This is a genomic window from Musicola keenii (genome assembly GCF_014855505.1).
Taxonomy (GTDB): Bacteria; Pseudomonadota; Gammaproteobacteria; order Enterobacterales; family Enterobacteriaceae; genus Musicola; species Musicola paradisiaca.
Genome location: NZ_JAAWVW010000002.1, coordinates 58,189 through 76,313 on the forward strand (window position 1 = coordinate 58,189; position 18,125 = coordinate 76,313).

14 protein-coding genes are annotated in these 18,125 nt (G+C 55.0%); 6 read left to right on the top strand and 8 right to left on the bottom strand.

The annotated features are described in order from the left end of the window. Positions 1 to 82: 82 nt before the first annotated feature. The 4 genes from purB (at position 83) to HEP82_RS02570 (ending at position 5,129) form a co-directional block, all read left to right on the top strand. A complete protein-coding gene (gene purB / locus HEP82_RS02555; protein ID WP_192456651.1) occupies positions 83 to 1,450 on the top strand; it encodes an adenylosuccinate lyase in 1,368 nt (455 codons plus the stop codon). Positions 1,451 to 1,624: 174 nt separating this feature from the next. After that, the gene (gene phoP / locus HEP82_RS02560) at positions 1,625 to 2,296 is read left to right on the top strand and encodes a two-component system response regulator PhoP (protein ID WP_015853763.1); all 672 of its coding nucleotides are present in this window, start codon (positions 1,625 to 1,627) and stop codon (positions 2,294 to 2,296) included. Positions 2,297 to 2,315: 19 nt separating this feature from the next. Beyond that, entirely contained in the window at positions 2,316 to 3,767 is a 1,452-nt protein-coding gene (gene phoQ / locus HEP82_RS02565; RefSeq protein ID WP_192456652.1) for a two-component system sensor histidine kinase PhoQ, read from the top strand. Positions 3,768 to 4,007: 240 nt separating this feature from the next. Next, complete coding sequence (locus HEP82_RS02570; protein WP_192456653.1) at positions 4,008 to 5,129, top strand: ribosomal protein uL16 3-hydroxylase; 1,122 nt, start codon at positions 4,008 to 4,010, stop codon at positions 5,127 to 5,129. 229 nt (positions 5,130 to 5,358) lie between these two features. On the opposite strand, the gene pepT is transcribed toward HEP82_RS02570, so the two are convergent. The 8 genes from pepT to HEP82_RS02610 form a co-directional block, all read right to left on the bottom strand. Beyond that, on the bottom strand, positions 5,359 to 6,627 hold the full coding sequence (pepT, locus tag HEP82_RS02575) for a peptidase T (protein WP_192456849.1): 1,269 nt from the start codon (positions 6,625 to 6,627) through the stop codon (positions 5,359 to 5,361). Between the two features lie 591 nt (positions 6,628 to 7,218). Next, positions 7,219 to 7,440, bottom strand: coding sequence for a FeoC-like transcriptional regulator (locus HEP82_RS02580; protein ID WP_192456654.1), 222 nt, complete (start codon positions 7,438 to 7,440; stop codon positions 7,219 to 7,221). A gap of 21 nt (positions 7,441 to 7,461) precedes the next feature. After that, a complete protein-coding gene (gene feoB / locus HEP82_RS02585) occupies positions 7,462 to 9,786 on the bottom strand; it encodes a Fe(2+) transporter permease subunit FeoB (protein ID WP_192456655.1) in 2,325 nt (774 codons plus the stop codon). 24 nt (positions 9,787 to 9,810) lie between these two features. Next, the gene (locus HEP82_RS02590) at positions 9,811 to 10,038 is read right to left on the bottom strand and encodes a FeoA family protein (protein WP_015853769.1); all 228 of its coding nucleotides are present in this window, start codon (positions 10,036 to 10,038) and stop codon (positions 9,811 to 9,813) included. 11 nt (positions 10,039 to 10,049) lie between these two features. Beyond that, positions 10,050 to 10,298: a FeoA family protein gene (locus HEP82_RS02595; protein WP_015853770.1), complete on the bottom strand. Its 249-nt coding sequence runs from the start codon at positions 10,296 to 10,298 to the stop codon at positions 10,050 to 10,052. Positions 10,299 to 10,591: 293 nt separating this feature from the next. Next, the gene (gene prc / locus HEP82_RS02600) at positions 10,592 to 12,613 is read right to left on the bottom strand and encodes a carboxy terminal-processing peptidase (RefSeq protein ID WP_192456656.1); all 2,022 of its coding nucleotides are present in this window, start codon (positions 12,611 to 12,613) and stop codon (positions 10,592 to 10,594) included. 19 nt (positions 12,614 to 12,632) lie between these two features. Further along, positions 12,633 to 13,370, bottom strand: coding sequence for an RNA chaperone ProQ (gene proQ / locus HEP82_RS02605; protein ID WP_192456657.1), 738 nt, complete (start codon positions 13,368 to 13,370; stop codon positions 12,633 to 12,635). 84 nt (positions 13,371 to 13,454) lie between these two features. Further along, positions 13,455 to 13,961, bottom strand: coding sequence for a GAF domain-containing protein (locus HEP82_RS02610; RefSeq protein WP_192456850.1), 507 nt, complete (start codon positions 13,959 to 13,961; stop codon positions 13,455 to 13,457). Positions 13,962 to 14,215: 254 nt separating this feature from the next. Between HEP82_RS02610 and yebS the strand changes: the two genes are divergently transcribed. Then, positions 14,216 to 15,499: a membrane integrity lipid transport subunit YebS gene (gene yebS / locus HEP82_RS02615; protein WP_225622283.1), complete on the top strand. Its 1,284-nt coding sequence runs from the start codon at positions 14,216 to 14,218 to the stop codon at positions 15,497 to 15,499. Beyond that, a complete protein-coding gene (locus tag HEP82_RS02620) occupies positions 15,468 to 18,098 on the top strand; it encodes a PqiB family protein (protein ID WP_192456658.1) in 2,631 nt (876 codons plus the stop codon). The genes yebS and HEP82_RS02620 overlap by 32 nt, the downstream gene beginning before the upstream one ends. Positions 18,099 to 18,125: the final 27 nt, after the last annotated feature.

An 18,125-nucleotide genomic window follows, 5' to 3' on the forward strand; every position in this document is an offset into this window, starting at 1 on the left:
GCTTATTCCGGTTCAGCGCCCGCCATGAGATAATGTAAAAACAACCATTATTTTTTGAACACAATCCCAGGAGTTGCTTGCGATGGAATTATCCTCACTGACCGCCGTTTCCCCCATTGACGGACGCTACGGCGATAAAGTCAGCATGTTGCGCACCATTTTCAGTGAATTCGGCCTGCTGAAATTCCGTGTGCAGGTTGAAGTACGTTGGCTGCAAAAACTGGCGGCCTGTGCAGAAATCAAGGAAGTTCCTGCATTTGATGCCGACGCAAACGCTTTCCTTGATAAAATCATTGCCGAATTTAACGAGGCGGACGCAGCCCGCATCAAAACCATCGAGCGAACCACCAACCACGATGTCAAAGCCGTGGAATATTTCCTGAAAGAAAAGGTAGCCGCCGTCCCCGCGCTGCATGCGGTTAACGAATTCATCCATTTCGCCTGCACGTCCGAAGACATCAACAACCTGTCCCATGCGCTGATGCTGGATACCGCTCGCCGTGATGTCGTACTGCCGTTCTGGCGCCAAATTATCGACGCCGTCAAACAACTGGCGCGACAGTATCGCGACTTTCCGTTGTTGTCCCGAACCCATGGACAACCCGCAACGCCGTCGACAATCGGCAAAGAATTCGCCAACGTCGCCTATCGGATGGAGCGCCAGTATCGCCAGCTGCAGCAGATTGATATCCTGGGTAAAATCAACGGCGCCGTCGGCAACTACAACGCACACATGGTGGCTTACCCAGCCGTGGACTGGCATCAGTTCAGCGAAAGCTTCGTCACCTCGCTGGGTATCCAGTGGAACCCTTACACCACGCAGATCGAACCGCATGACTATATTGCCGAACTGTTCGATTGCATCGCCCGCTTCAATACCATCCTGCTCGATTTCGATCGCGATATGTGGGGTTACATTGCCCTGAACCACTTCAAGCAAAAAACCATCGCCGGTGAAATCGGCTCCTCCACCATGCCGCACAAGGTCAACCCCATCGATTTTGAAAACTCGGAAGGTAATCTGGGCCTGGCTAACGCGGTAATGGGGCATCTGGCCGGTAAATTGCCCGTGTCCCGCTGGCAGCGTGATCTGACCGACTCCACCGTTCTTCGCAACCTGGGCGTCGGCGTTGGTTATGCCGTGATCGCCTATCAAGCCACCCTCAAGGGTATCAGCAAACTGGAAGTCAATCAGAATCACCTGCTGGACGAGTTGGATCATAACTGGGAAGTGCTGGCCGAGCCGATTCAAACAGTCATGCGCCGTTATGGCATTGAAAAACCTTACGAAAAGTTGAAAGAGTTGACGCGAGGGAAACGTGTGGATGCTGAAGGTATGCAGGCCTTTATTGACGGGCTCGCACTGCCGGAAGACGAAAAAGTGCGGCTGAAAGCCTTGACGCCTGCCAATTATATTGGCCGTGCCGTGAAACTGGTCGACGAGCTTTAACTTCCTCCCCTTCGGGCAGATGCCGCGGCGCATCTGCCCGAATATTCTGCTAAACCGTTTAACCTCAGTTGATAACAATGGTGGATAATTCTGACCGAGCTGCCACTATTAGGCGGTGGTCTGCCCTCATCCGCGTGCAGACGCTCATCAAAAACAATGACAGAGGAAAAAGTCATGCGCATTCTGGTTGTTGAGGATAACGTCTTGCTACGTCACCACCTGACGGTTCAGATGAATGAACTGGGGCATCAGGTGGATGCGGCGGCCGACGCGAAAGAAGCGGATTACTTTCTGCATGAGCACGCCCCAGACATCGCCATTGTCGACCTGGGCCTGCCGGTTGAAGACGGCACCAGCCTGATCCGCCGCTGGCGCGCCAGGCAGGAAAAGCTGCCGATTCTGGTGCTGACCGCACGGGAAAGCTGGCAGGAAAAAGTGGCAGTGCTGGAAGCCGGCGCCGATGATTACGTGACTAAACCCTTTCATCTGGAAGAAGTCATGGCACGTATTCAGGCGCTGATGCGACGCAACAGCGGCCTGGCCTCACAGGTTATCAGCCTGCCGCCCTTTGAAGTGGATCTCTCCCGCCGTGAATTGATGGTACATGGTGCGCCGGTCAAGCTGACGGCGTTCGAATACACCATCATCGAAACGTTAATTCGTAATATCGGCAAAGTTGTCAGCAAAGAGTCGTTAATGCTGCAACTGTATCCCGATGCCGAACTGCGTGAGAGCCATACCATTGATGTGCTGATGGGACGGTTGCGCAAGAAGTTACAGGCAGCCAACACCAATGAGGTAATCACTACCGTTCGCGGCCAGGGTTATCGTTTCGACATCCGCTGATTATGATTCCAGGGCTGACATGGCCAAAAAATCCCCGTTTTCACTCCGATTCCGCTTTTTGATCGCCACCGTGGCGATCGTGCTGGCCCTGTCGCTTTCCTACGGTATCGTCGCGGTCGTAGGCTATAGCGTCAGCTTTGACAAAACCTCTTTTCGCCTGCTGCGCGGAGAAAGCAATCTGTTCTACAGCCTGGCGCAATGGCGCGACAACCAGCTCACTATCGCTACCCCGCCCGAACTGGATATTAACTATCCAACGCTGGTGTTTATCTACAACGAGCACGGCAAACTGTTGTGGCGGGAACGCGCAGTGCCAGAATTGGAATCGCAGATCAAACCGGAATGGCTGGAAAAAACCGACTATCACGAATTAGACGCCGACACGCGCACCAGCAATGCGGTATTACAGGGTAGTCCGCAGATACTGGATAAACTCCACGCTTACAACACGGAAGACAAAACGCCGTTTACCCACTCCATCGCCGTTAACGTTTACCCCGCCACCTCTCATCTGCCCAAGTTGGTGATTGTGGTGGTAGACCGGGTGCCGCAAGAATTACAACAGGCGGATGTGGTCTGGGAATGGTTCCGCTACGTATTTATCGCACATCTGGCGCTGGTACTGCCGTTGTTATGGCTGGCGGCACACTGGAGTTTACGGCCGATCAAACATCTGGTGCGGCAAATCCGGGAACTGGAAAACGGTTCGCGTGAGCATCTGGACGAGAATCCGCCGCGGGAACTCGCCAGTCTGGTGCGCAATCTGAACACGTTGCTGAACAACGAACGCCAGCGTTATCACAAATATCGCACCACGCTCACCGACCTGACCCACAGCCTTAAAACTCCGCTGGCGGTACTACAGACCACGTTACGATCGCTGCGTACCGGCAAGGAGCTGACTATCGAACAGGCCGAGCCCATTATGCTGACGCAAATTAGTCGCCTCTCTCAGCAAATCGGCTACTACCTGCACCGCGCCACCGTTCGCACCGAACACTTGGTCATGCCCCGAGAAGTCCATTCGGTGCCCGCGCTACTGGATGCATTGTGTTCCGCACTCAACAAGGTCTATCAGCGCAAAGGGGTGGTACTGACCATGGATATCGCGCCCGAGCTCACCTTTATCGGCGAGAAGAACGACTTTATGGAAGTGATGGGCAATATCCTCGATAACGCCTGCAAGTATTGCCTCGAGTTTGTCGAGATCAGCGCCTGCTATTCCGGCCAGAAACTACACCTGGTGATTGACGATGACGGCCCCGGCATCCCCGACAGTAAACGGGACGTGATCTTCCAGCGCGGACAACGCGCCGACACCATGCGTCCCGGTCAGGGGATCGGCCTGTCCGTGGCGGCAGAAATTATTGAACAATATCAAGGGGAAATTGTGATCGGCAACAGCACGCTTGGCGGTGCGCGCGTCGAAGCCATTTTCGCCCGTCAGCACCTTAATCAGAACGATGTCTGAGCGTTATACCGTCAAATTACGCGGGTAGAACTATGCGGAGGAGATAACCGGCGGCGCCCTTTTGCGGCGCTCGCTTCGCTTACACGGATGTGACTACCCATCCCATGCCTGGCCGGCATTTCCCGTTGCAGCGAATTCATCCGGGAGTGTGATACGCCCCGGATGTTGGTGGAAGAAAAGGACAGCGCCATTCGGCTTCCGTTATACTTGCCGTTAGCCTCCCGTTACTGGAAATGCGTTATGAACTATCAACTTAATATTGACTGGCAGGACTTTATCGCCCATCACTGGCAAAAATCGCCGGTGATCATCAAAGGTGGTTTCACCCATTTCATCGACCCCATCACGCCGGATGAATTGGCCGGGCTGGCGATGGAAAATGAGGTCGACAGCCGGCTGGTCAGCCATCAGGACGGGCGGTGGGATGTCAGCCATGGGCCGTTCGACAGTTATGATCATCTGGGTGAAACCAACTGGTCGCTGTTGGTGCAGGCTGTCGACCATTGGCATGAACCCTCAGCCGCACTGATGCGCCCCTTCCGCCACCTGCCAGACTGGCGCATTGACGACTTGATGATCTCCTTCTCCGTCCCCGGTGGTGGAGTAGGGCCACATCTGGATCAGTATGACGTATTCATCATTCAGGGGACGGGGCGCCGACGCTGGCGCGTAGGGGCGCAGGTTCCCATGAAACAGCACTGTCCGCATCCCGATCTGCTGCAGGTGGATCCCTTCGACGCCATCATCGACGAAGAGCTCTCGCCAGGCGATATCCTGTATATCCCGCCTGCATTTCCGCACGAGGGGTACTCGATGGAAAACTCCATGAGTTTTTCTGTCGGTTTCCGTGCACCCAGCGCACGCGAGCTGGTCAGCGGGTTCGCCGATTACGTGCTGACCCGAGAACTGGGCAGCCACCGTTATAGCGATCCGGATATCCCGCCCCGTCCTCATCCGGCGGAAATCCTGCCGCAGGAAGTGAACCAGCTTCAACAGATGATGCTGGCGCTGGTGCAGGATAAAGAGTCGTTTCATCGTTGGTTCGGGGAGTTTGTCTCTCAGTCCCGCCACGAACTGGATCTGGCGCCGCCGGAGCCGCCTTATCAACCGGGAGAAATCTACGAACTGCTACAACAGGGCGAATCTCTGCGGCGGCTTGGCGGGCTGCGCGTATTGTGCCTGGACGGCATTTGCTACGTGAACGGCGAAGCGCTGGAAACCCGCCATCAGAGCGCTCTGTCGGCGCTGGCGCAGCACTATACTCTCGATAGCGCCCTGCTCGGCGATGCGCTTGACGACCCGGCATTTCTGGCGAAATTGGCCGAGTTTATCAACAGCGGCTACTGGTACTTCGCTGACTGACATCAACACCGCCCGCTGACGACCCAGTCTGATGCGAAAAAAACCAAGGGAGGCACCGAGTGGGCCTCCCCCTCATATTTCCCGTTGCACAACATTACACTGGGCAAATGCAAACGGCATTCTCGAAGGACGCCCTTCGATGTTCACTCCGCAGGCACGGACGTTTAACTGACGGGCATGCGGTGTTCCCTACCCATTCAGCCGCAAAACAAGGGCCCGCTGAGATCACTCAGACTCGCGCCGATACCGTATCGCTCACCGACTGCCGGTTTTTGGCGCGCAACGCGGTCAACTCAGCAATTCGCATAATCACGGAAACGGCGCTTTCCATGCCTTCCAGCGTGACAAATTCATGCTTACCATGGAAGTTATAGCCACCGGTAAACAGATTTGGGCACGGCAATCCCTGAAATGACAACTGCGCGCCATCCGTACCGCCGCGAATCGGCTTCATGACAGGCTCAATGTCGCAATCCCGCATCGCCTGCTGCGCCAGCGCAATCACATGCGGATGTTTTTCCACCTGCTCACGCATGTTGTAGTAGTTATCGGTGATCGTGACCTCGATATAGCAATCCGGATGCAGTCCTTTACCCACTTTTTCCGCGATGGCCACCATCGTTTGTTTCCGCTGCTCAAAACGCTCACGCTCAAAATCGCGGATGATATAGTGCAGCTCGGCACGCTCTACCGATCCTTTAGCGCTATGGAGATGGTAAAAGCCCTGATAACCCTCGGTGTGCTCCGGCGTTTCATCAACAGGGATTTCCTGATGGAAACGGGTCGCCAGCGTTAGGGCGTTAACCATCACGCCTTTGGCGCTGCCCGGATGGACATTATTGCCGACGATCTTGACAGTAACCGATGCCGCGTTGAAGTTTTCACACTCCAATTCTCCGACACCGCCGCCATCCACGGTATAAGCCCATTCGGCATTAAACGCCGCCACATCAAAATGCTGTGCGCCTTTGCCCACTTCCTCATCCGGTGTGAACGCAATTCGAATTTCACCATGCGGCACCTGGCGTTTCTTCAAACGCACCATTGCCGTCATGATTTCGGCAATCCCTGCCTTATCATCAGCCCCCAGCAAGGTTTTTCCATCGGTGGTAATCAGCGTTTGCCCCAGCAGATGGTGCAATACCGGGAACATCACCGGCGACAGCACTTCATCGCCAATACCCAGCGCGATATCGCCACCCCGATAATTTTCAACAATTTGCGGATTCACACCCTTGCCGCAATAATCCGGCGACGTATCCATATGGGAAACGAAACCGATAACCGGTACAGCCCATGCCACATTGGCAGGCAGCGTCGCCATCACGCAGCCATGCTTGCTGATGGATACCTGTTCAAACCCCAGTTCAACAAGTTCCTGCTGCAACGCCTGCGCCAGTTTCAGCTGACCTTCCGTGCTCGGCACCTGGCGAACGCCAGATTTGGCCTGTGTATCAAAAGAAACGTAATTCAAAAAACGATCGAGTAATTTTTCCATCATCTACCCCCCAGATGGACGATTGGTTTCATTATGGAGAGGCGGTTATAGGCAGATATTGCGTCAGGTCAGTTTTTGTTTGGTTTCGTTACCGTTCGTTATAATTACGAGAAGCCCGCCCGGTGCGGCATACAGACTATTTAACCCTCTGGCACCCTATATAGACGACATCGCGCAACCTTCCGGTAACGTCTGTTCCACATTACCGCGACGTGATACCCGCGCTCAGTACGTCGCCCACGACCCATGCGCCCGCCACGGCATGCGCATTGGCTGAATGCGGCAAACGGGTCAGGTGTAGAGGATGAATAAAAGGTATGACGAGAACGAAGAGTGGCGGACAGTATTCGGTATCGCCCTGAGCAACGAGGCGTTAATCAATTGGTCATCAATTTCCACGCACTTTACACATCAGATATCGAACTGGTCGGGATGAAAAAATACGCACGACACCTGACGCTTCGCCGTTAATCTCAGCGCCTGCAGGGCGAACGCAAGGGAGATGACTCTCCGTGTATATCCCTTGCGTTTCCCCGATGACATCAAGGCAATTGAACGGCATGCTCGTTGCAAAACGTGTTTAAGACAGCATTACAGCCACTCATAAAACTGCCCCAGACTTTTATCACACGAACAACAACTGCCGCATTGCGAACCGATTTTTTCCCGGTGACAGCGGATTTTGCCCTTTTGTACCCACACATCCAGCATCCCCTCAATCACGCCCGGTTCAGCGTGAAAAGCGACGCTGATATCACGCAGCGACACTTTCTTACGCTCGCGCACAAAATCCCGCAATTCCATCAGTGTCATGATCGACTCCCCACCAAACGGTTATTTCGCATCGTTGACCAGCATCTGCTGACGCAGTAGGCCATGACGCCGCAGCAACAACACTGTCACGCCCCACATCACCGCCACGCCGGTAATGGCACACAGCGAGTACAGAGGGTGTTGGCCGAAAGTGCCGACCTGATAAACCAACGTCGCCGCGCCATACCCGACCTGGATCGTCCAAACCGCACAGAACAGCGTCCAGGCGGTGCCAACCTCGCGCCAGATGGCCGATACCGCCGCAACGCACGGTATATACAGCAGTACCATCAACAGATAACTGAACGCCCCCAACTGGCCGTCAAACATGTGTTCAATCATAGTCAGCGACGTAACGGTAAATTTGTTGTCTTTCGCGACGGCTTCCGTATCAGACAGGTCGCCGACGTTGAGGCCCAGCGGGTTAAGTACGGCCTCGCTTAACTTGCCAAGATTTTCAGGAATGGTAGCCAAAGCACCCATTACGCCATCGGTCAGGCTGAACGTTTTTTCCTCATGCTGAGCCCCGCCATCCTGACGGGACGCCATTGCGCCATACAGAGAATCCAGGGTTCCCACTACCGCTTCTTTGGCGAAAATGCCGGTGAACACGCCGACCGCGGCGGGCCAGTTATCTTCCCGCACACCCATGGGTTTAAACATCGGTACGATCGACTGACCGATGGCCGACAACACTGACTTCTGTGTGTTCTGGTTGCCGAAGGAACCGTCGGTTCCCATCGAATTCAGGAACCCCAGCACCGTGACGACCACGACAATCAACCGCCCCGCGCGCAGAATAAAACCCTTCAACCGATCCCAGGTACGGATCAGCACACTCTGCAGACTGGGCAAGTGGTAGGGCGGAATCTCCATCACAAACGCCGACACATCCCCTTTCAATGCGGTATTTTTCAACAGGAAGCCGGTGACGATCGCCGCCAGAATCCCGATCAGATACAAGGCAAACACCAGATTCTGTCCGCCGTCCACAAACAACGCGGTAGCGAACAGTACGTAGACCGGCAACCGGGCGCCACAAGACATGAATGGCGCCATCATCACAGTAACGACGCGGTCGTTATGTTTTTCCATGGTACGTGTCGCCATCACGGCCGGCACATTGCAACCAAAACCGACGATCAATGGGACGAATGCTTTGCCCGGCAGGCCGATGCTGCGCATAAACCTATCCATCACAAACGCCGCTCGCGCCATGTACCCAGAGTCTTCCAGCCAGGACAAAAACAGATACAAACACCCAATAACCGGGATAAAGGTGAAAACGGTCTGGATCCCGCCGCCGACACCATCCGCCAGTAGCGTTTTCAGCCACTCTGGCGTATTGATGGCCAGCAATAATTCACCCAGCCCATCGACAAACAGCGTACCGAAGAGCTTGTCAAAAAAATCAATGAACGCGCTACCCACGTTGATGGTGAAAACAAACATCAAATACATCACCAGCAGAAAGATAGGGATCCCCAAGAAACGGTGTAGAACAATGCGGTCGATTTTATCTGTTAGCGTGGCCGACGCTTCTCCGCGCCGAACAATCACTTCTCGCGCGATGCTCCCTACAAACTGGTAGCGCCCGTCCGCCAGGAAAATATCCAATTCGTCGTCATAATCAGCGACCAGCCGCCGAACCTGCTCATCCGCAAACTGCAGCGCAGCCGGCGGCGCGGCAGGCCGAACCGATGCATCCCCCTCCAGCAATTGCACGGCCAGCCAGTACGGATTACTGATGCCCGGTGTTTGCGCCAGTTGCGCGGCAATCGCCAGCGCGGCCTCGTGTAAAGGGGGATCATAAGGCACGTCGACCGTCGGCTTGCTGGGTTGGGCCACCGCGTCCTGACACTGCTGTTTTAATGCATCAATTCCTTTTTTCTGGCTTGCCGTAATCGGAATAACCGGACACCCCAGTCGCTGTTGCAGGCCGGCGATATCGATTTCCAGTTTACGCGCCGCCGCGATATCCATCATATTCACCGCGACCACCATCGGCACTTTCATGTCCAACAGCTGAGAGGTCAGGTACAGATTGCGTTCCAGATTGGAGGCATCGACGATATTCAGTACCAGATTGGCTTCGCCTGACAGAATATAGTCACGAGCGACCCGTTCGTCTTCCGAACTTTCTGATGATGGGTTGAGTGAATAAACGCCCGGCAAATCCACCAGCATAACCTGCTGTTGTTGATAACGATAAGTGCCGACCTTTTTCTCTACCGTCACGCCAGGCCAGTTGCCAACGGTCTGCTTGCCGCCGGTCAATACATTGAATAGCGTAGTTTTTCCACAGTTTGGGTTGCCAACCACGCAAATAACCGGTTGTGTAGCCATAGAAGATCCTTACCTGCGCAGGGGTTAAAATTTTTCCAGAATCAGGATTTGTGCTTCGCCCTTACGCACGCTTATCGCCGCGCCGCGCAGACGCAATTCAATGGGGTCGCCTAACGGCGCCACTCGGGATACGGTGAATTCGACGCCCGGTGTCACCCCCAGCGCCAATAGCCGTTTGCGGTAATCCGCCTCACCTTTTTGAAAGCCGACTACACGCCAGCGCGAACCCACGGTCAATGTTTCCAGTGTCATGACTATCGTCCTTATGCATTGTGTTGTTGCGAGGATACCCAGACTTTCTGACCGATATCGCGATTAATCGCCACACGACAATCCCCGGAAGCCAACATCAACGGCTGATTGGCGTCACGCTGGATCACCCGTACCGTCCCGCCGATGCGGATCCCCAATTCCGTTAACCGCTGTTGATGTTCCCCTGTCAGGCGAATGCGCGCGACGACAGCATTTACGTTGAGCGGCAGCTCAAGCAGAGTTTGAAGACTTAGGGCCATACAGAGTTCCTTCACCAATGATTTGGTACATCATCGCTTCCAAATGCAAATCAGCAGTGCGAGTGCATAGGAAAAAATAATTAATAACTATTCTCAATAATATTCCTGATTGCAGCTCGTCTTTTGACGTACATCAAGACAGGAAGGAATAACGAATGGCGCGAGTGCGTTTGGTGTGAGAAGCGGCAATGACGCCTTACCGACACGCAGAAAAGCGGCTCAACAGCTTGCGACAAGGGAGGATATGGCGACAAAAAAAGCCCCGGTACTGACCGGGGCCTGATGGCAATGAATTACTGCTGCTTCGACGGTATGTGAGATAAATCTTCGGCAATCTGTACCGTCTCGTTAAGATAAGCGTCCGGATCCTGATAATCCTTCGGTACATCATCCAACGACTTGTATGCCGGCTTACCCTGTCGCTTCATCCGATCATTGATCCGCTGTAGACGCATCGCTTCTTCTTCGCTGTTCTCCTTCTGGCGCTGCGCCAAATTGAGAGATACATGATTGCGTTTGTCTTTCAGCTCCTGATATCGAGTAACATCCTGCTCGATATATTGGAACTCCGGATCTTTAGCAATGCGCGCATTATGTTGATCGATCAACCCAGGCAACACCGGTTTGATATCCCCCATCGGGGTATAAGTTGCCGCTTTGATGCTATCCCACGGTAATGCGTTATCTTCAAATTTCTCGCCAGTGTCTACAGCCTGATTGCCGGTCGGCATCAGAATATCCGGTGTGACACCCTTGCGCTGAGTGCTGCCGCCATTGATGCGATAAAACTTCTGGATGGTGTACTGCACCGAGCCCAATGCCGGCCATTCCGGTCGTAGCATCTGATCGTAGATGCGATTCAGCGAGCGGTATTGCTGAACCGTTCCTTTGCCGAAGGTCGGCTCGCCGACAATCAATGCGCGTCCGTAATCCTGCATCGCTGCGGCAAAAATTTCCGATGCCGAGGCGCTAAAGCGATCCACCAGCACCACCAACGGCCCTTTGTAATACACGGTATCGTCGGTGTCGCTGTCTTCACGCACTTTGCCATTGTTATCACGCACTTGCACCACTGGACCGCTGGAGATAAACAGGCCCGACAAGCTGACAGCCTCCGTCAGCGCGCCACCACCGTTACCACGCAAGTCGATAATAATGCTGCTGACATGCTCTTTTTCCAGCTTCTGCAACTGCACCTTCACGTCATCGGTCAGGCCGACATAAAAACCGGGGATATCCAGCACACCGACTTTATCCTTGCCGGCCTCTTTGATCGTCATTTTAACCGCACGGTCTTCAAGACGAATACGTTCGCGCGTAAGCGTGATCACCTGCGTCTTGGTGCCCTTTCCGGCCGGCAGGATCTCCAGCCGCACCTTGCTCCCCTTCGGCCCTTTGATCAAAGCCACCACATCATCTAGACGCCAACCGATAACATCCGTCATCGGCTTGCCGGCCTGACCGACGCCAACGATGCGATCGCCCACGGTGATACGTTTACTTTTCGCTGCCGGCCCGCCCGGCACCATGGAATTGATAACCGTATAGTCATCATCCATCTGCAACACGGCGCCAATCCCTTCCAGCGACAGGCTCATTTCAGTATTGAACTGTTCGGTGTTGCGCGGAGAGAGATAACTGGTATGGGGATCGATTTCACGGGCGAAGGCATTCATCACCAGTTGGAACACATCTTCGCTATTGCTCTGCACCAGACGGCGAACCGCGAATTGATAACGCTTAGTCAGCGTTTCCTTGATTTCCTGATCCGTCTTACCGGTCAGGCGCAGACTAAGCCAATCGAATTTAACTTTGGCATCCCATAACGCATTCAGCTCATCAGCGTTCTTCGGCCAGGGCGCTTTGTCACGGTTAAGATCGATGTAATCGTTGCCGTTGAGATTGACCGGTTTTTCCAGCAACGACAGCGCGTACTGGTAACGTTCAAAGCGGCGTTTCTGCGCCAGGTTATACATGGCGTAGGGCAAATCCAGTTTGCCATTCTTTAAATCTTCGCCCAGTTCGCTCTTGCGGCCGGCGAATTGTTCAATATCGGACGCCATCAACACATTGTGGCTGTAATCCAACATATTGAGGTAGCGATCAAAGATCTTGCCGGAAAACTCTTTATCCAGCATGAACTGACGATAGTGCGACCTCAAAAAGCGTGCCGTCACTCGCTCACTCACCGTGGCATGCTGCGCTTCAGGCTGCAATTGGGGGATCTGATCGGCGCGAGTGATATTTTCGCTGGCGCTGGCGACGCCGGAAAGCAGAAGCCAGGTCAGCATCGTTACTTTTACAAATTTGTTCATGCCCAGGTTGGCCTCCGTATCAGAACTGCAAATGTTCTGCGCGCACAATCATCGCCAGACCGGAAGCCAGTTGAACCCGAACTCCATCTTTAACGATTTCAAGCACAGTGGCATCCATGGCGTTTTTGCCGGCTCTGACTTTGATTTCCTGACCGATATGCAGGCTGGAAATATCCGTAACGCTACGACGCGGCGCCTGCTGAACCTCGTTAGCCACTTTAGGCTGACGGGGTTGCGCTTTGGCAGGTGATGAAGAACTTGTCGGCACGGGACGGGAAGAAGGCTGGCGAGGTTTGCCGGCAGCGGAGCCTGCGGCGTTGCGTTCGCGGCGCGGCGCATTCCTGTCGGCAACCCGACGTTTGCGCGGTTGCTCGTCGCTTTCTCCGGCTTCACGTCTCTTCGCCTGCTGCTCGGCCCGCTGTGCCTGCACGCGCGCTTTCGCTTCATCCAATTGCTTGCGGGCATGATCAACATGCTGCTGCTCAAGCTCGCCGCACGGATTACCATCAAGATCGACACGTTGGACGCCCAGCTTAATGCCGTACAGATAACGCCAGCTTGAGGTATAGAGCCGCAATGCGGAACGAAGCTGTGTTTTACTGACGTTTTCAGTATCCGGCACGCGCGCGACCAGATCCTGAAAAATCCCAATTTTTAACGGACGCGCTTCGCCTTCGGTCGTGAAGCAAAGCGGGAAACGCTCAGCCAGAAAGGCGATAACTTCTTTACTACTGCTCAACTTAGGTTGATTTTCCATGAAATTTCCTGATTACAACGGGTTTGCCAACCAGCGCAGGCATGAACAGGCGTCATTATAATGACGCCATCGGCAATTGCCACGTTATCCTTGTCGCAACGTGAGAGAATTGATGAACACCATGATATCGGTCTGCGCTAATTGGTTGCACAGAGCCGCCACGGTAGCTTTCAAACCATCCTCATCTTCATTATCAAACCGGTGGAAATGGGTACTGTCGATATCCAGTACGCCAATCAACCGATCATTGATCATCAGCGGCAATACGATCTCGGCGTTACTGGCAGCATCGCAGGCGATATGGCCAGGGAAAGCATGGACATCGTCCACTCGCAGCACCCGATTCTCCGTAACTGCCCGCCCGCACACGCCTTTGCCCGCAGGAATTCGCACGCAGGCCACCTTTCCCTGGAATGGCCCTAGGAATAACGTATCGCCGTCCAGCAGATAGAAACCTGCCCAGTTGACGCCCTCCAACCGTTCGAACAGCAACGCGCTGCTATTGGATAACACCGTGAGAAAGCGATTCTCGCCCGCAATCAGCGAGGAAAGGTCGCGCACCAGATCGTCATAAAATTCTTGTTTTGTCATCATCCGGATATTGTCTAAACAGTTCAGCTACCGACACCCTGGCTACACATTAAATGAAGAGCCCGCCGAGGATGCTACTCGATTTCCGCTACGGCACAAATGCCCATTTATGCAGAAAAATGCGACGCGCGGTGGTCGATGCAAGACGCCCGCGCGTAAGGTCTGAATCAGATGGTACGAAACGCAATTTTGTGTCATCCATCATCCAGTTACACTATGATAATACCTGTCCTGTCTACCTGCCTGCAGGAAATATGAAAATTTATCACCTCTCGTCATCCACCGCACCGGAGAACAACGTGACTACGGCGCCATCGCCTGCGCCCGGCATACGCCGACAGCGTTGCCCGCAGTGCGATCTGTTGTTTGCGCTTCCTCGACTGAAACGCAATCAGCACGCGCACTGCCCCCGTTGCCAGGCACATATCGATTCAGGCCGGGACTGGTCCATCTCCCGGCTGGCCGCCATGGGCGCGGCGATGCTGGTGCTGATGCCTTTTGCCTACACCGAGCCGTTGCTCAACATCCAACTGCTGGGGGTTTCCATTAATGCCAGCCTGCTGGAAGGCATCTGGCAGATGACGCGGCAAGGCCACCCTTTTACCGCCAGCATGGTGATGTTCTGCACCATCGGCGCCCCGTTTACATTGGTGTGCGCCCTGCTCTATCTGTTTTTCGCCCCCCGAATCGGTATGAATCTGCGACCGGTGCTGTTGCTGTTCGAACGACTGAAAGCCTGGATCATGCTGGACGTGTATCTGGTGGGGCTGGCGGTGGCGGCCATCAAAGTACGCGAGTTCTCCGATGTCCAACCAGGGTACGGGTTGGCAGCCTTTCTGGCGCTGATGCTACTCAGCCTACTGACGCTGATTCATCTCAATCCGCAACAACTGTGGCGCCGCTTTTACCCACAGCCACCAGCCGGTTCGTCTGAGACGGCACCGATCGTTTGCCTCTCCTGCTTGTTTACCGGAACGCCGGACAGCCGAGGACGCTGCCATCGCTGCCACGTTCCGCTGACCGCCCGGCGCGCTCATAGCCTGCAAAAATCCTGGGCGGCGCTGATCGCTTCGATCATTCTGCTATTCCCGGCCAACCTGCTGCCCATATCCATTATTTATGTCAACGGCAGCCGCAAGGAAGACACCATTTTCTCAGGCATCATATCGCTGGCGAACGGTAACGTTCCGGTCGCCATGGTGGTTTTTATCGCCAGTATTCTGGTGCCGTTCACCAAAGTATTGGTCACTGCGACCCTGCTATTGAGTATTCATTTCAAAGTCAGCCACAGTTTGATGACCAGAATGCGGTTATTGCGGGCCATTGCCTGGGTCGGTCGCTGGTCGATGCTCGACTTGTTCGTGATCGCACTGACCATGTCGCTGGTTAATCGCGATCAATTGCTGGCTTTTACTATGGGGCCCGCCGCCTTCTATTTCGGGGCGGCGGTATTTTTGACGATACTGTCGGTCGACTGGCTGGATAGCCGACTGTTGTGGGACAACAATGCAAGACCAAACGACGAAGACACCAACTGAGGCGCGCATTAAAACCAAACGCCGTATTTCGCCTTTCTGGCTACTACCGTTGGTAGCGCTGATGATTGCCGGCTGGCTGTTCTACACCAATCAACAGGAGCGCGGCGCTACCATCACCATCGATTTTTTTTCCGCAGACGGCATCGTCCCCGGCCGAACCCAGGTGCGTTATCAAGGTGTAGAAATCGGCACCGTGCGGGATATCAGGCTAAGCAAGGATCTGCGCACCATCAGCGTAGTGGCCAACGTGCGCAGCGATATGAAAGAGGCGTTGCGCAGCGGCACTCAATTCTGGCTGGTGACGCCTAAAGCCTCACTTGCCGGTGTTTCCGGCCTTGATGCGCTGGTCGGCGGAAACTACATCGGCATGATGCCCGGCAGCGGTACGCCCGAAACCCACTTCACTGCGCTGGATAACCAGCCCAAGTATCGGGTCAACACCGGTGAATTGCTGATTCACCTTCATGCCGACGATCTAGGCTCGCTGAATATCGGCTCGCTGGTGTATTTCCGTAAAATGCCGGTGGGAAAAGTCTACGACTATAGCGTCAGTCAGGATCATGGCGGCGTCACGGTGGATGTTCTGATCGAACGCCGCTTTACCGGGCTGGTGAAAACCAACAGCCGCTTCTGGAACGTCTCCGGCTTGAAGGCCGATGTCAGCTTGAATGGCGCGACCGTCGACATACAGAATCTCTCCGCGATGGTCAACGGCGCGATTGCCTTCGATTCCCCCGAGCAGGATAACGCCGCCGCGCCGGATCAGAATTATTCGCTGTATCCCGATCTGGCCAGCAGCCAGCGTGGTGTCGCGATCACCCTTGACCTGCCTTCCGGCGATAAACTCAAAGCCGGTCGCACGCCATTGTTATACCAGGGGTTGGAGGTCGGCACGCTGCGACGGCTATCACTGACCGACGATCACCACGTCACCGGTGAATTAATTATCGACCCGTCGATCGTTCCGCTGATGCGCTCGAACACCCGGATTACGCTTAACGAGCCCAGTCTGTCGCTGAGTAATCCCAACCTCCCCGCACTGCTGAGCGGTACCACGCTGTCGCTGGTGCCCGGCGAGGGCGAACCCCGTCAACGCTTTACCGTACTGGATAGCGCTCAGCAGCTGCAACAACAACCTGGCGCGCTGACCATCACCCTCACGGCAGACCAAAGTTACGGCGTCGACAGCGGGCAGCCGGTGATACTGCACGGCGTGCAGGTTGGCCGTGTCATCCAACGCACGCTGAACAACGACGGCGTAACCTTCACCGCAGTGATCGACGGCCGTTATCGTCAACTGTTGCATCAGGACAGCAAATTTATCGCCAGCAGCCGGATCGGCGTAAAACTGGGGTTGGACGGTGTGCAAGTATCCGGCGCCAGTGCCGATGAATGGCTTACCGGCGGCATTGACGTCCTCGCCGGCAATCGCGGCGACGCGCAGTCTCGCTATCCGCTGTATGGCGATCGTGCCCGCGCCGAGGCCGGCATTCAGGGAAACGGCCTGCCGACGACCCTGACGCTGCAGGCTGACAATCTGCCGGATATTCAGGAAGGCTCCGCCGTGCTGTACCGTAAATTCCAGGTGGGTGAAATCACCCGTATCCGACCTCGCCCGGAGAACTTCGACGTAGAGGTCTATATCCGGCCGGAATACCGCAAACTATTGACGGAAAACAGTGTGTTCTGGGCAGAAGGCGGCGCTCGCGTCCAGTTGAACGGCGCGGGGCTGACAGTACAAGCTTCGCCGCTCAGTCGAGCCTTGAAAGGCGCCATCAGCTTCGACAATGTTGACGGCGTCGACGCCATCCAGGGCGGCAAACGCCCGCTTTACGGTAGTGAAACCGCCGCCAGGGCGATCGGCAGCCGCATTACGCTAAGAACCTACGACGCCAGCAAATTGTCCGCGGGCATGCCCATCCGTTATCTGGGTATCGATATCGGCCAGATCGAGTCGTTAAAACTGGCGCCCCAGCGCGACGAAGTCCAGATTCAGGCGGTGCTTTACCCAGAATATGTACATAATTTCGCCCGTGCCGGCACGCGGTTTTCGGTGGTCACGCCGGAAATTTCCGCCGCCGGCGTTAACCATCTGGAAACCCTGATTCAGCCTTATATCAACGTCGAACCGGGTGGCGGCGCGACCACCCGCAGCTTTGAATTACAAAAAGCCACCATCTCCGATTCCCGCTATCAGGAGGGTGTGAATATCAGCGTGGATACCGCGGAAGCCGGCTCCCTGCAAATCGGTACGCCGGTGCTGTTCCGCGGTATTGAAGTCGGTACAGTCACCGGGTTGAGCCTGGGGCCATTGTCTGATCGGGTATCGGTTGCGTTGCGCATCAGCAAGCGCCACGCCCATCTGGTGCGGGACAATTCCGTGTTCTGGCTGGCTTCCGGTTATAACCTGCAATTCGGCCTGACCGGCGGGGTCATCAAAAGCGGTACGTTCCAGCAATTTATCCGCGGCGGTATTGCCTTCGCTACGCCGCCGGCAACCCCGCTGGCGCCTCAGGCGCAGCCCGGACGGCACTTTTTGCTGCAAAACGAAGAACCCAAAGCATGGCGTGAATGGGGCACCGCGTTGCCCGACCGCTAATCAGTACAGGCGCCCGTCTCCCGGCCG

Coding starts and splice junctions, on each gene's coding strand:
- HEP82_RS02590 (WP_015853769.1), bottom strand. CDS start 10,038: ATGACACTGGAAACATTGACCGTGGGTTCGCGCTGGCGTGTAGTCGGC.
- HEP82_RS02620 (WP_192456658.1), top strand. CDS start 15,468: ATGCAAGACCAAACGACGAAGACACCAACTGAGGCGCGCATTAAAACC.
- phoQ (WP_192456652.1), top strand. CDS start 2,316: ATGGCCAAAAAATCCCCGTTTTCACTCCGATTCCGCTTTTTGATCGCC.
- yebS (WP_225622283.1), top strand. CDS start 14,216: ATGAAAATTTATCACCTCTCGTCATCCACCGCACCGGAGAACAACGTG.
- HEP82_RS02610 (WP_192456850.1), bottom strand. CDS start 13,961: ATGACAAAACAAGAATTTTATGACGATCTGGTGCGCGACCTTTCCTCG.
- HEP82_RS02570 (WP_192456653.1), top strand. CDS start 4,008: ATGAACTATCAACTTAATATTGACTGGCAGGACTTTATCGCCCATCAC.
- HEP82_RS02580 (WP_192456654.1), bottom strand. CDS start 7,440: ATGACACTGATGGAATTGCGGGATTTTGTGCGCGAGCGTAAGAAAGTG.
- feoB (WP_192456655.1), bottom strand. CDS start 9,786: ATGGCTACACAACCGGTTATTTGCGTGGTTGGCAACCCAAACTGTGGA.
- phoP (WP_015853763.1), top strand. CDS start 1,625: ATGCGCATTCTGGTTGTTGAGGATAACGTCTTGCTACGTCACCACCTG.
- proQ (WP_192456657.1), bottom strand. CDS start 13,370: ATGGAAAATCAACCTAAGTTGAGCAGTAGTAAAGAAGTTATCGCCTTT.
- HEP82_RS02595 (WP_015853770.1), bottom strand. CDS start 10,298: ATGGCCCTAAGTCTTCAAACTCTGCTTGAGCTGCCGCTCAACGTAAAT.
- pepT (WP_192456849.1), bottom strand. CDS start 6,627: ATGGAAAAATTACTCGATCGTTTTTTGAATTACGTTTCTTTTGATACA.
- purB (WP_192456651.1), top strand. CDS start 83: ATGGAATTATCCTCACTGACCGCCGTTTCCCCCATTGACGGACGCTAC.
- prc (WP_192456656.1), bottom strand. CDS start 12,613: ATGAACAAATTTGTAAAAGTAACGATGCTGACCTGGCTTCTGCTTTCC.